Here is a 12,722-nt window from a genome sequence, read left to right as displayed (position 1 = left end):
AATTTGAGCAAACAGCATCCTTCGGGGTCGGGTGAAATTCCCAACCGGCGGTGATGAAGTGAAAACTTCTAAGTCCGTGACCCGTTTTCAACTCGAAAACGGTGGATCTAGTGAAACTCTAGGGCCGACAGTATAGTCTGGATGGGAGAAGGATATGTTTCTAGTTTTTTATATAGTGAATACACTTTTATTTCAGTATGCATATTTTTAAAGATTCATTTTGATTCTTTATATATGTTTAATTTTCTATACTTATTTTTTATACTGAAATAAAAAGAGACAACTAGCGTTTAAAAATTCGATATTTTGCTAGGTTTTTTCCTTATGCAGAAATATCAATTATCGTTAGGTTTCTTTCCTATGCTTTCGTATTCAAACTATATTTCTAGAAATCACGTCTCCCAAACCCCAAGGATATTAAATCCTTGGGGTTTTTTGATTTTTTTTGGAGAGGTGAAGAAAATGACAGATCAAGAATATATGAGGATTGCCCTGCAGTTAGCAGAAGGAACATCAGGACAAACAAGTCCAAATCCTATGGTTGGTGCTGTTGTTGTAAAAGATGGAAACATCGTTGGTATGGGCGCTCATTTACGAGCTGGTGAAGAACACGCAGAAGTTCATGCCCTTCAAATGGCTGGTCAGAACGCCAAAGACGCTACCGTTTATGTAACACTGGAACCGTGTAGCCACTTTGGAAAAACACCACCTTGCTGTGAATTGCTCATCGAAAGAGGAGTTAAGCGTGTTGTAATTGCTACTCTCGATTGTAATCCGCTCGTTTCTGGTAACGGAAAAAGAAGATTAGAGGAAGCTAGAATTGAAGTAACTACTGGTGTTCTTGAAGCAGAAGCAGTTTTATTAAATCGCTACTTTTTTCACTACATGAAAACGAAACGCCCTTTTGTAACAATCAAAACAGCGATGAGCTTAGATGGAAAAACAGCAACTGTAACTGGTGAAAGTAAGTGGATTACAGGTGAAGAAGCACGTGCTGATGTTCACCAATATCGCCATACACATGATGCAATTCTTGTTGGAGTGAATACAGTTATAGCTGATAATCCTCATTTAACAACAAGAATTCCAAATGGTGGGAAACATCCTATTCGCGTTGTTTTAGATACCCATTTACGAACGCCACCATCTTCTCATGTTATAACAGATGGTTTAGCACCGACATGGATTATTGTCGGTAAGGATGTAAAGAAAGAGAAGATATCTTCTTATGAATCTAAAAATATAGCTATATTCCAAATGGAAACGAAGCATATAGAAATCGAGGACCTTCTTTCCTTTCTTGGAGAGAAACAAATTCTTTCTCTATTCGTTGAAGGTGGCCAATCGATTCATGCAAGTTTCTTAAAAACAAACAATTTTAATGAAATTGTAACCTATATAAGCCCGAAATTAATTGGTGGGAAAGATGCTCCTACTTTATTTGGAGGAAATGGTTTTTCAAAATTACAAGATGCGCTTTCCTTGAAAATTCAAGAGATGAAACAAATTGGTGATGATATAAAAATCGTTGCGAATGCCCAAAACGAGGTGACGAAATGTTTACAGGAATTGTAGAAGAATTAGGAACGATAGCAAACATGCAACAAAGTGGAGAAGCGATGAAATTAACGATTCATGCAAAGAAAATTTTATCAGATGTTCACTTAGGTGATAGTATCGCGGTTAACGGTATTTGCTTAACTGTAACAAACTTTACAACTACTTCATTTACAGTTGATGCAATGCCCGAAACGATGCAGTCGACATCACTTCGCATGCTTAAACCGCACTCTAAAGTAAATTTAGAACGAGCAATGGCTGCAAACGGACGATTCGGTGGACATTTCGTTTCAGGACATATTGATGGCATCGGAACGATTTTAAATAAAAAACAACATTACAATGCCGTCTATTACAAAATAGCAATTTCTGATGAACTGCTGCGCTATTGTTTGCAGAAAGGGTCCATTGCTGTTGATGGAACGAGTTTAACGATATTTGCTATAGACGAATCTTCCATAACGATTTCACTCATCCCGCACACAGTAAGCGAGTCTGTCATTGGAGAAAAAAATGCCGGAGATATCGTAAACATTGAGTGTGACATGATTGGTAAATATATCGAACGCTTTATTACTAAACCTACAAAACGAGTAGGTTCAATGACTGAAAGCTTTTTACAAGAAAACGGATTTCTATAAGGGGGAAGCACAATGTTTCATCGTATTGAAGAAGCTCTAGAAGATTTAAAACAAGGTAAAGTCGTTATCGTATGTGATGATGAAAACCGAGAAAATGAAGGCGATTTTATTGCTTTAGCAGAGTACATTACACCAGAAACAATTAATTTTATGATTACACATGGCCGTGGTCTCGTTTGTGTACCGATTACAGCAGGGTACGCAGAACGTCTACAATTAGAACCAATGGTATCTCATAATACAGATTCACATCATACTGCGTTTACAGTGAGCATTGACCATGTTTCTACAACAACAGGGATTAGTGCTCACGAACGTGCAACTACGATACAAGAATTGTTAAACCCTGCATCAAAAAGCACTGATTTTAATCGGCCTGGACATATCTTTCCATTAATTGCGAAAGAAGGCGGTGTCCTGCGTCGTGCAGGTCATACAGAAGCTGCTGTTGATTTAGCAAAGCTATGCGGTGCCGAACCAGCTGGAGTTATTTGCGAGATTATAAATGAGGACGGCACGATGGCACGTGTACCTGATTTAATAGAATGTGCAAAACAATTTGATATAAAAATGATTACAATAGAAGATTTAATTGCTTATCGCCGCCATCATGAAACACTTGTGACGAGAGAAGTGGAAATTACATTACCTACAGATTTCGGTACTTTCCACGCAATTGGCTATTCTAACTCATTAGATACGAAAGAACATATCGCACTTGTAAAAGGTGATATTTCAACAGGTGAACCGGTACTTGTACGTGTTCATTCTGAATGCTTAACAGGAGATGTATTCGGTTCACATCGCTGCGATTGCGGACCACAACTCCATGCAGCACTTGCTCAAATTGAGCGTGAAGGAAAAGGTGTTCTTCTTTATATGAGACAAGAAGGAAGAGGCATTGGGCTTCTTAATAAGCTTCGCGCTTATAAATTACAAGAAGAAGGATTCGATACTGTAGAAGCAAATGAAAAACTCGGCTTCCCTGCTGATCTTCGTGATTACGGTATCGGTGCTCAAATATTAAAAGATTTAGGTTTACAAAGCTTACGATTATTAACGAATAACCCAAGAAAAATTGCTGGCTTACAAGGTTACGATTTAGAAGTAGTCGAGCGTGTACCGTTACAAATGCCGGCAAAAGAAGAGAATAAATCGTATTTACAAACGAAAGTAAACAAATTAGGACACTTACTAAACTTATAATTAAAGGAGAGATTTATTATGGTATTCGAAGGTCATTTAGTTGGTACAGGATTAAAAGTTGGAGTTGTTGTTGGACGTTTTAACGAATTTATTACAAGTAAGTTACTTGGCGGCGCTTTAGACGGATTAAAGCGTCACGGTGTAGAAGAAAATGATATTGATGTTGCTTGGGTTCCTGGTGCATTTGAAATTCCTTTAATCGCTAAAAAGATGGCTAGTAGCGGAAAGTATGATGCTGTTATTACATTAGGTACTGTAATCCGAGGTGCTACAACGCACTACGATTACGTTTGTAATGAAGTAGCAAAAGGTGTTGCGTCTTTATCACTACAAATGGACATCCCAGTTATTTTCGGCGTATTAACGACAGAAACAATTGAACAAGCGATTGAACGCGCAGGTACGAAAGCTGGTAATAAAGGATATGAATCAGCTGTTGCTGCAATTGAAATGGCTCACTTATCAAAACAATGGGCATAAAAAAAAGAGGCTGCGGCCTCTTTTTATTTTTTTACCTTTTTTTGTACATCTTTTATTAATTCATTCATCGTTTTTCCTTCTGTTTTTATATGAAGAGCTTGTGCTGTTCTCCATACATTCTCTCTTTTTTTCGCTTCTTCTATAATAGTAATTTCTTTTCTAACTTCCTTTAAATCTTTTCCTTCCGTTTTCAATCCAAAATGTTCAGCTTTCGTTCGAAAGTGTTGTTCGATTCTTTGTTGCATCTCTTTTTGTTCAGGATTTTCAGCAGCCTTAACTGGATCAGAACTTATTGCTTTTATTAAAATTAAACAAGTCATAATCGCTAATATGTATTTGTACATGTAAAATCCTCCAACCCAATATAAATTACATATTTACTATGTACAACTAGGGCTTGGAAAATTCGTCCACAAAAATTCTTTTTTTCGCTCAAAAACCAATAATATCAAGCGTTCACAACTATTTATTACATTTTATTTACAAAAAAGCAAACTCTTTTACAAGTTTGCTTTTTCATCTATCTTATAATGCACATTCTTCAATCTCAAATCCTAAATCTGCAATCATACCCCAGTCCGCAGTCGGCTCTTGTCCAGCTGTCGTTAAGTAGTCCCCGACAAAAATAGAATTTGCTGCAAATAAACCGATTGGCTGTACAGAACGTAAATTGATTTCACGTCCTCCTGAAATACGAATTTCTTTTGTTGGGTTTACAAAACGCATCATTGCAAGTACTTTTAAACATTCTACTGGCGTTAACTCTTTTTGCCCTTCAAGAGGTGTCCCCTTTACAGCAACAAGGAAATTACAAGGGATAGAATCTGCATCTATACGTTGTAATTCAAATGCAATTTCAGCACGCTCTTCAATTGTTTCTCCCATGCCAAAAATCGCTCCAGAGCATGGTGAAATACCAGCTTGTTTTGCTTTTTGAACTGTATCAACACGATCATCATACGTATGAGTTGAACAAATACTATCGTAATTATTTGCATGTGTATTTAAGTTGTGGTTATAACGGTGCACGCCTGCTTCCGCTAAACGTCCTGCTTGATCTTCATTTAAGAAACCTAAACAACAACAAATCTTCAAGTCTGTCGTTTCACGAATTTCCTTAACTGCTCCAATTACGTGATTTACCTCTTTATCCGTCGGACGACGACCAGACGCTACAATACAATATGTACCTGCTTTACGGCGTATTGCTTCATGTGCCCCTTCTACAATCTTCTCCTGCGTTAACCATGCATATTTATCAATCGGTGCTTCTGAAATAATAGACTGTGAGCAATATCCACAATCTTCAGGACATAATCCAGATTTCGTATTAATAATCATATTCAATTTTACTTTCTTACCAAAGTGATGATGGCGAATAATGTAAGCTGCATTCATAATTTCTAAAACTTCTGAATCATCAGCTTCTAATATCGCTATTGCATCTTCTTTCGTAATCATTTTCTCTTCCACTACGTCGTATGCAAGTTTTTTCCAATCCCTTTTTGTTTGTACTTGTTTCATTTCATCTCTTCCCCTCTTTTGTTATATGTATAAATAAAGCATGATACGTTGCCATTATCCCTTCATTTCCCGTGAAGTCTCTTTCGTATATGCGTAGCATCGCACGAAAGAGTGAGGGACTTTGACAATATGATCCTTCATTGCTATTAGTTGCTCCTACTTTTCGAATAGAATGCAGAAACTCCTTAACTTCTGTAAAACTCTCTATGTAATATGTTTCAGAAACATGCACATCCCCTGTTTCTATCTTACATATATGAAGCAACTGATCTTTTGAATAAAAACGTTGACCAATCGATGTTTCATTTTTTATATTTCTTTCTTCTTTCGCACGTTGGAACGAAGCATGCAATTCTTGAAATGTTTCATGTCCAAACGTTGAAAAGAGTAATATCCCATCTATAGACAAATGTTGAAATAAATTTCTTAACACTTGTTGTAAATTATTTAACCATTGAAATGTAGCATTTGAAATAATGACATCATATGATTCTTCTAATCGTAATTGCTCAATATCTTCACAGTGAAACGTTACATTTTTTACATTTTGTCTAGTTTGCGCAATCGCAATCATACTTTCAGCAAAATCAACTGCTGTAATATGTGCTTTCGGAAATAACTTTGATAATTGTTCTGTTACATACCCCGTCCCGCATCCCAGTTCTAAAATACGTATTGATGCCGTTTCACTATATCGTTCCTTTAAGATTGAAAGTAATGAATGTGCCATCTTTTTTTGTACATTTGCATATCGATCGTAAGATACGGCTGCCCCATTAAACCGTTTTTGTAGTAACGTTTTGTTGATCATGTCGTATCCCCTCTACAAATTGAATTATCTCATTTGCACAATATTCAAAATTCGTTACACATAATGCATGCCCTGCTTCACTTACTACTTTCAGCTCGCTGCTGCTATTCTCCGTCATACTACGTGCCGCAGACAATGGGCATATTACATCCTGTTCTCCGTGAATAAGTAGTATAGGTACTTTAATTTCTTTTAGTTCTTCTCTCATATCTGTTTCTATTAAATAATCCAAACCTAGTTGTAAAGACTGAATAGAATCACCTTTAAAACGGTCTACAATGTCTTCAAAGTTTTTATTCTCTTTTAGCTCATCTTTCGTAAACATATTTTCATAAAACCGCTTGAGCGTATCTTCTTTCCTTCTCGCCAAATTCCTTTTCAGCCGTTCTACATGCAAAGCATTCCATCCATTACTATAGTCGCTCGTATTTGTAAATTTAGCAGTCCCACCAATTAATACGATGCCTTTTGCCTGAATCTTTTTATAAGCTTCAACTGCTGCTAACGCTCCTAGTGACCATCCAACTAAAATTACGTTGTCGTTATGCGCTACATCTATAATTCGTTTCGCAAATTCACTTCGTTCTTTCACATTACGCCAATCTACGCATTGAACAGGATATCCTTTAAAATACGGAAGTACTAAATCCCAAATATTCTCTTCCATTCCCCATCCGGGGATAAAAATAATCTTTAGCTCGTTCATACGAAAATCTCCTCTTCTTTCGCAATGTGAATAATTCGATCAATAGCCCATTTTAGATCAGCTATTGTATGTTGCGATGTAACTGCAAAGCGAATTCGAGAACTATGAACCGGCACAGTTGGCGGACGAATTGCAATGGCCGCAATCCCTGCCTCTTGCAACCTTTTACTAAATCGTAAAGCATGTTCATTTGAATCGACTACAATCGGTACAATATGAGTTGAACTATTCCCAATATCAAAACCAGCATCCCTTAATTTAGTTCTGAAGTATTCTCCGTTTGCTATAAGGTTCTCTCTTCTTTCGTTATCTTCTTTTACAATTTCAATTGCTTTTTGCACTGCTCCTAACGTACTTGGTGGTAAAGCTGTAGTAAAAATAAAGCTTCTCATCATATTTTGTAAATACTCTATATAAATTTCATCACCTGTCAAATACGCACCATAACACCCTAAAGCCTTGCTAAACGTCCCCATATGTATATCAATTTTTTGAGCAAGATTTTTTTCTATATGAGATAACCCAGCTCCGCCGATTCCATATATTCCACTCGCATGTGCTTCATCGACTATAATGATTGCCCCGTATTTCTCTTTCAGCTGTACTAAATCTCTCAAATACGCAGTATCACCATCCATACTAAAAACGGTATCTGTTACGATTAATTTTCTGCTTTCAGGCGAAGCCATTTTCAACAGCTTCTCTAAATGATCCAAATCATTATGACGATACCTTTTATGCTCTGCCCCGCTTAATATGATTCCATCAACAATACTTGCGTGATTTAACTTGTCACTAAAAACAATATCGTGCCGAGAGGCCAAAGAAGATATGGCACCTATATTTGCCGTATACCCACTATTTACAATTAAAGCCCTTTCAGTACCTTTCCAGTCACATATGCTTCTCTCAACCTCTTCATATAATGGATGATTTCCTACAACGAGACGAGAGGCAGTCGCTCCAGTTCCATATCTTTTTGTACAGGCAATAGCAGCTTCTTTTAACCTTTCATCTCCAGCTAACCCTAAATAATTATTTGACGCTAAATTTAACATCCTTTTTTTATCTCGAATAAGCCAAGTCTCTTCTGCCTTCTCTGTTACATGCAAATCACGATACTGCCCTTGCTCATGTAATTGTTGTAATTTACATTGAAGGTGCGCCCGCCACGTTTGATTCATTTTGGATAAACTCCTCTAATTTTGAAATCATAATATGTTCTTTTGCAGATTCTAATACTTCTTCTTTCGTAAACTCACCTTCAAAGAATGGTAATAATCCTAAAACTGGTACCCCGCTCAGCTCTTCAATCATCTCTTTATTTTCTTGCACTCTTTCCATTTCACATTCTTTGCAACCTGATAAAATGACACCCGCTACGGTTAAGCCATGCGCCTTTGCATAAGCAATCGTTAACACTGTATGATTTACTGTTCCTAATGTAGGACGAGCTACTACAATAAGAGGCAACTGTAATTCTTTTGCAAAATCAATTACTAAAGCATCTTCTGTATATGGGACAGCAAGCCCACCTGCCCCTTCTACAAATAAGCTATTAAACTCTTTTAATAGTTCATTATAGTAATCAGTAATTTCTTTTAACTTTACTACTCTTCCAGCTCTTTTCATGGCAAGTCTCGGAGCAAGTGGTTCTTCAATAGAATAAGGGCAAATTTCATTTTCTTGTGTCGGCACACCTGATAATGCTTTTAACCTTGCCGCATCTCCCTCAGGGTTTGATGCAACATGCCCACTTTGCAACGGTTTATATACTCCGATGTTATATCCCAATTCTCTAAATACACCGGCTAATGCACCGGCAACGACAGTTTTCCCCACTTCAGTATCTGTTGCTGTTATAAAAAAACCGCTCATTATTCTCCCTCCGTAACATCCGAGATTGCTTTATACAAAATACGTAACATATCATCAATCTCCTCAATTGTAGAAGCAAGAGGTGGCATAAATACAATCGTATTACCGAGCGGTCGTAAGATCATACCCAGCTCTCTTGCGCGTTTACATACTTGAACACCGACTCTTTCTGTCCAGTCAAACGCTTCTTTCGTTTCCTTATTCTTCACAAGCTCAATACCAACCATTAATCCGCACTGACGAATATCACCTACATGTTTATACGCAAAGAGCTTTTCTAATTGCGCTGCCACATAATCCGTTTTATGTGCCACTTCTTCTATTAAATTTGTTTTTTCATATAGCTCTAAATTCGCGATTGCTACGGCACACCCTAACGGATTACCTGTGTAGCTATGTCCATGGAAAAATGTTTTTTGTTCTTCATATTCTCCTAAGAAGGCATTATATATTTCATCTGTCGTTACCGTAACTGCAATTGGTAAATATCCACCTGTTAAACCTTTCCCAGCAGTTAAAATGTCTGGCGTCACATTTTCATGTTCACACGCAAACATTTTCCCTGTACGCCCAAATCCAGTCGCTACCTCATCTGTAATAAATAATACATTGTACTTTGTACATAAATCGCGCAGTCCTTTTAAATATCCTTTTGGCATTGTAATCATTCCGCCAGCACCTTGCATTAATGGCTCTACAATGATGGCAGCTACTTCTTCATGCTTTTCTTTCAACAATTCTTCCATTTCTTCTAAATGGCTTTTTACAATTTCCTCCTTATTATTTCCGTAAGGAGAACGATATGTATATGGATACGGCATTTTAATCGCATCAAATAAGAGCGAACTATACACTTGGTGAAACAAGTCTATTGCTCCTACCGAAACAGCTCCAATTGTATCACCGTGATATGCTTCTTTTAATGTAACGAATCTTTGTTTCTTTGTTTTCCCTTTATGCTGCCAATATTGGAAAGCCATCTTAATTGCAATTTCAACAGCGGTAGAACCTGAATCAGAATAGAATACCTTCTTCAATCCATCTGGTACAACCTCAATAATTTTTTCTGCTAATAAAATAGATGGAACGTTAGCAAGTCCTAACATAGTAGAATGAGCAATTTTATTTAATTGCTCACGAATTGCTTCATCTAATTCCGGTACTTGATGTCCGTGAACATTTAACCATATAGATGAAACACCATCCCAATATTCATTACCATTTACATCGTATAGTTTTCTTCCCTCTCCACGTTCAATAATGACAGGATCTTCTTCTAAATAATCTTTCATTTGTGTAAATGGGTGCCATACGTAAGCTTTATTTTTCTCTGCTAATTCTTCATATGTATAAGATGATTTTTCAATCGTTTTACTATTTATTGTCACAATTGTCACCCCTAATGTTAACTTGTTTATAAATATAGTTAACATTAAATCCGAATGACTGTCAATTATTTTAAAATCAAATAGTTCTTAAAAAAGAACAACTTATCATACGATAAGTTGTTCTACTTTCCATGCTGTATCTTTCCAATTTCTAAAATAATTTCTTCATCTTTTTTCCCCTCTGTATCAATTCCAAGTTGCTTAGCGTGCTCAATTAATAAATCATGACGCTTCTCAAATCTAGCGGTATTTACTTCTTTCGTAACCTCTTCTTTTGTTTTCCCCTCAGTAGAAACTCCTAGTTTTTCTGCTGCTTTTTCCATTGATTTCTTCTCTTCTATTTCTTTTACTTTCTTCACTTCTGACTGTTGTATTTGCTTTTGTTTCAACTGCTCTGATTCAGCCGCAAAAGCTGTGTAAATTCCAGCACTTCCTCCAATAACTAATAAAGTGGTAAAAAGAATTATTTTTTTCTTCACTCTTTCCTCCCCCTTTCAAATTCATTATAACGTACATTTTTACAGCGTTAAAAACAATTATCCTTTATTTCCCTAAAAAAACATTTAATATTTTTATTGACATGTAAGATGAAAATATGATAAAAATTTAACTAACATCATATGAATCGGCGTTGATAGGATTTAGTAGTATTTCGATTTCTGATTTCAGAGAGCTGGTGGTCGGTGCGAACCAGTACAGAGCGAATTATGAATTACCCCCTGGAGCTTCTTTTACGAAACGTGAGGAGTAGTGAAAGACGGTTATAGACCGTTATGTCTAAAGAGTGGTGAAACGACACTGTTTCACAATTTAGGGTGGTACCGCGAATTTTTCGTCCCTGCATATATTGCAGGGGCGTTTTTTATTTTATAAGCGCATATCATATGACCCTTTATTTTGTGATACATTCATTTCACAAGCTAGGGTGGTACCGCGATTTCTTCGTCCCTGCATAATTATATGCAGGGACGTTTTTTTATCCAATCTTTTCCGTATCATATAGAAGAACAAACAATTACCGGTAATTTGTCAAAAAATTCTAAATTTTAGAAGGAAATATACAATATTGGCGAATTTTATATAAAAAAGAGCTATTTCATATTACTTAGGAGGGGAAAACAATGGTTTCAAAAATTGAGTCTGTTCTTTTAACAATTTTTATCTTTTTCTGTATTGGTTTTAGTGTTATTCAATTAGAAGTTTCACCACACATCCCAATTTTATTTGGTATCGTTCTTTTATTAGCATTTGGATTCTTGAAGAGAATCTCTTGGTCTACTATGGAGAAAGGGATGATTAGTAGTATTTCAGCTGGTATTCCATCTATATTTATCTTCTTACTTGTAGGCGTATTAATTAGCGTTTGGATCGCAGCTGGAACTATTCCGACTTTAATGGTATACGGCTTCCAACTTGTATCTCCAAAAATTTTCGTTCCAACTGTTTTTGTTGTTTGTGCAATTGTTGGAACGAGTATCGGTAGTGCTTTTACAACTGCTGCAACTGTAGGACTTGCCTTTATGGGAATGGGTACTGCCCTTGGATACGATCCAGCTCTTATTGCTGGTGCAATTATTTCTGGTGCATTCTTCGGAGATAAAATGTCTCCTTTATCTGATACAACAAACTTAGCGCCTGCTGTAACGGGTGTAGATTTATTTGAACATATTCGTAACATGCTTTGGACAACAGTGCCAGCTTTCATTATTGCTTTTATCGCATTTTTCATTTTAGGAAGCGGATCTGATGGAAACGTTGATTTCTCAGCATTTATTAACACATTAGAAAAAAATACAACGATTTCTATCGTTACACTGATTCCTATTTTATTACTGTTCCTATTCGCATTTAAAAAGGTACCCGCAGTTCCAACATTACTTGCAGGAATTGTGGTAGGGATTATTATTCTCTTTATTTTTAAACCTAGCACTTCTTTAGCTGATTTAATTAAAATTATGCAAGACGGTTACGTTTCTAAAACTGGTATCAAAGATATTGATAGCTTATTATCTCGCGGTGGCCTGCAAAGTATGATGATGTCAATTGCTCTTATTTTTCTAGCTCTTTGTATGGGAGGATTATTACAAGGAATGGGTATTATAGCGCAGCTGATGAATATTATCTCTAGCTTCGTAAAAACTAGTACACGCTTAATTATTTCTACTGCTTCAACTGCAATTGGTGTAAACTTCTTACTCGGTGAGCAGTACTTATCCATCGTTTTAACAGGACAAGCATTTGCTAATAAATACGATGAAGTCGGTTTAGAACGTCGTAATTTATCACGAGTATTAGAAGATGCTGGTACAGTAATTAATCCACTCGTACCATGGGGTGTAAGTGGCGTATTCTTAACAAACGTTCTTAGCGTTCCAACATTCGATTACCTGCCATACGCAATCTTCTGTTTAGCGTGTCCAGTCGTAACCATTATCGTCGGCTTTACTGGATTCGGTCTTTCATGGAAAAAAGAAAAAGCAGTACCAGTTTCATAATATAACAAAAAGGATTACCAAATTGGTAATCCT

General features: G+C 36.5%; 13 protein-coding genes, 1 riboswitch and 1 other annotated feature. Of the genes, 5 read left to right on the top strand and 8 right to left on the bottom strand.

Annotated features, from left to right (window positions below; translation table 11 throughout):
* Positions 1–13: 13 nt before the first annotated feature.
* Positions 14–157, top strand: a riboswitch (FMN riboswitch).
* Between the two features lie 305 nt (positions 158–462).
* Genes ribD through ribH form a run of 4 tightly spaced genes read left to right on the top strand, consistent with a single transcriptional unit; the run spans position 463 to position 3,887 of the window.
* On the top strand, positions 463–1,575 hold the full coding sequence (gene ribD, locus AB6801_RS09850; RefSeq protein WP_098340817.1) for a bifunctional diaminohydroxyphosphoribosylaminopyrimidine deaminase/5-amino-6-(5-phosphoribosylamino)uracil reductase RibD: 1,113 nt from the start codon (positions 463–465) through the stop codon (positions 1,573–1,575).
* The gene (gene ribE / locus AB6801_RS09845; protein ID WP_098204801.1) at positions 1,557–2,201 is read left to right on the top strand and encodes a riboflavin synthase subunit alpha; all 645 of its coding nucleotides are present in this window, start codon (positions 1,557–1,559) and stop codon (positions 2,199–2,201) included. The genes ribD and ribE overlap by 19 nt, the downstream gene beginning before the upstream one ends.
* Positions 2,202–2,213: 12 nt before the next feature.
* Positions 2,214–3,407: a bifunctional 3,4-dihydroxy-2-butanone 4-phosphate synthase/GTP cyclohydrolase II gene (gene ribBA, locus AB6801_RS09840; protein ID WP_087967348.1), complete on the top strand. Its 1,194-nt coding sequence runs from the start codon at positions 2,214–2,216 to the stop codon at positions 3,405–3,407.
* Positions 3,408–3,425: 18 nt separating this feature from the next.
* On the top strand, positions 3,426–3,887 hold the full coding sequence (gene ribH, locus AB6801_RS09835) for a 6,7-dimethyl-8-ribityllumazine synthase (RefSeq protein ID WP_000230895.1): 462 nt from the start codon (positions 3,426–3,428) through the stop codon (positions 3,885–3,887).
* 23 nt (positions 3,888–3,910) lie between these two features.
* Here ribH and AB6801_RS09830 read toward each other — a convergent pair whose 3' ends face one another.
* From AB6801_RS09830 to AB6801_RS09795, 8 genes are all read right to left on the bottom strand, one after another.
* The gene (locus tag AB6801_RS09830) at positions 3,911–4,231 is read right to left on the bottom strand and encodes a hypothetical protein (RefSeq protein ID WP_000280032.1); all 321 of its coding nucleotides are present in this window, start codon (positions 4,229–4,231) and stop codon (positions 3,911–3,913) included.
* Positions 4,232–4,412: 181 nt separating this feature from the next.
* Entirely contained in the window at positions 4,413–5,411 is a 999-nt protein-coding gene (gene bioB, locus AB6801_RS09825) for a biotin synthase (RefSeq protein ID WP_000815847.1), read from the bottom strand.
* A gap of 1 nt (position 5,412) precedes the next feature.
* Positions 5,413–6,222 (bottom strand): malonyl-ACP O-methyltransferase BioC, encoded by an 810-nt coding sequence (bioC, locus tag AB6801_RS09820; protein WP_000608908.1) that lies wholly within the window; start codon positions 6,220–6,222, stop codon positions 5,413–5,415.
* On the bottom strand, positions 6,188–6,928 hold the full coding sequence (locus AB6801_RS09815; RefSeq protein WP_001004166.1) for an alpha/beta fold hydrolase: 741 nt from the start codon (positions 6,926–6,928) through the stop codon (positions 6,188–6,190). Before AB6801_RS09815 ends, bioC begins: the two co-directional genes overlap by 35 nt.
* Positions 6,925–8,112 (bottom strand): 8-amino-7-oxononanoate synthase, encoded by a 1,188-nt coding sequence (gene bioF / locus AB6801_RS09810; protein ID WP_370941066.1) that lies wholly within the window; start codon positions 8,110–8,112, stop codon positions 6,925–6,927. The genes AB6801_RS09815 and bioF overlap by 4 nt, the downstream gene beginning before the upstream one ends.
* Positions 8,078–8,806 carry a dethiobiotin synthase gene (bioD, locus tag AB6801_RS09805; protein WP_000012496.1) on the bottom strand — a complete coding sequence of 243 codons (729 nt, stop codon included), beginning with the start codon at positions 8,804–8,806 and terminating at the stop codon, positions 8,078–8,080. Before bioD ends, bioF begins: the two co-directional genes overlap by 35 nt.
* The gene (bioA, locus tag AB6801_RS09800) at positions 8,806–10,239 is read right to left on the bottom strand and encodes an adenosylmethionine--8-amino-7-oxononanoate transaminase (protein WP_002103558.1); all 1,434 of its coding nucleotides are present in this window, start codon (positions 10,237–10,239) and stop codon (positions 8,806–8,808) included. The genes bioD and bioA overlap by 1 nt, the downstream gene beginning before the upstream one ends.
* A 77-nt stretch (positions 10,240–10,316) precedes the next feature.
* Positions 10,317–10,673, bottom strand: coding sequence for a hypothetical protein (locus tag AB6801_RS09795; RefSeq protein WP_000726902.1), 357 nt, complete (start codon positions 10,671–10,673; stop codon positions 10,317–10,319).
* Between the two features lie 143 nt (positions 10,674–10,816).
* Positions 10,817–11,037, top strand: a binding site (T-box leader).
* Positions 11,038–11,315: 278 nt separating this feature from the next.
* On the opposite strand from AB6801_RS09795, the gene nhaC reads away from it, so the two are divergent.
* A complete protein-coding gene (gene nhaC, locus AB6801_RS09790) occupies positions 11,316–12,689 on the top strand; it encodes a Na+/H+ antiporter NhaC (RefSeq protein WP_000253735.1) in 1,374 nt (457 codons plus the stop codon).
* The last annotated feature ends 33 nt before the right edge of the window (positions 12,690–12,722 follow it).

Origin of the sequence: Bacillus sp. RCC_6_1 (genome assembly GCF_041360755.1) — a bacterium.
In the GTDB taxonomy this organism is placed as follows: Bacteria; Bacillota; Bacilli; order Bacillales; family Bacillaceae_G; genus Bacillus_A; species Bacillus_A cereus.
The sequence above is the reverse complement of the archived record's forward strand: the minus strand, read 5'-3'. Positions and strand labels throughout refer to the sequence as shown.

What these genes read in the sequence shown, in the direction of transcription:
- AB6801_RS09815 (WP_001004166.1), bottom strand. Translation starts at nt 6,928, where the DNA reads ATGAACGAGCTAAAGATTATTTTTATCCCCGGATGGGGAATGGAAGAG.
- ribH (WP_000230895.1), top strand. Translation starts at nt 3,426, where the DNA reads ATGGTATTCGAAGGTCATTTAGTTGGTACAGGATTAAAAGTTGGAGTT.
- bioB (WP_000815847.1), bottom strand. Translation starts at nt 5,411, where the DNA reads ATGAAACAAGTACAAACAAAAAGGGATTGGAAAAAACTTGCATACGAC.
- ribD (WP_098340817.1), top strand. Translation starts at nt 463, where the DNA reads ATGACAGATCAAGAATATATGAGGATTGCCCTGCAGTTAGCAGAAGGA.
- bioA (WP_002103558.1), bottom strand. Translation starts at nt 10,239, where the DNA reads ATGTTAACTATATTTATAAACAAGTTAACATTAGGGGTGACAATTGTG.
- bioD (WP_000012496.1), bottom strand. Translation starts at nt 8,806, where the DNA reads ATGAGCGGTTTTTTTATAACAGCAACAGATACTGAAGTGGGGAAAACT.
- AB6801_RS09830 (WP_000280032.1), bottom strand. Translation starts at nt 4,231, where the DNA reads ATGTACAAATACATATTAGCGATTATGACTTGTTTAATTTTAATAAAA.
- nhaC (WP_000253735.1), top strand. Translation starts at nt 11,316, where the DNA reads ATGGTTTCAAAAATTGAGTCTGTTCTTTTAACAATTTTTATCTTTTTC.
- bioF (WP_370941066.1), bottom strand. Translation starts at nt 8,112, where the DNA reads ATGAATCAAACGTGGCGGGCGCACCTTCAATGTAAATTACAACAATTA.
- ribE (WP_098204801.1), top strand. Translation starts at nt 1,557, where the DNA reads ATGTTTACAGGAATTGTAGAAGAATTAGGAACGATAGCAAACATGCAA.
- bioC (WP_000608908.1), bottom strand. Translation starts at nt 6,222, where the DNA reads ATGATCAACAAAACGTTACTACAAAAACGGTTTAATGGGGCAGCCGTA.
- ribBA (WP_087967348.1), top strand. Translation starts at nt 2,214, where the DNA reads ATGTTTCATCGTATTGAAGAAGCTCTAGAAGATTTAAAACAAGGTAAA.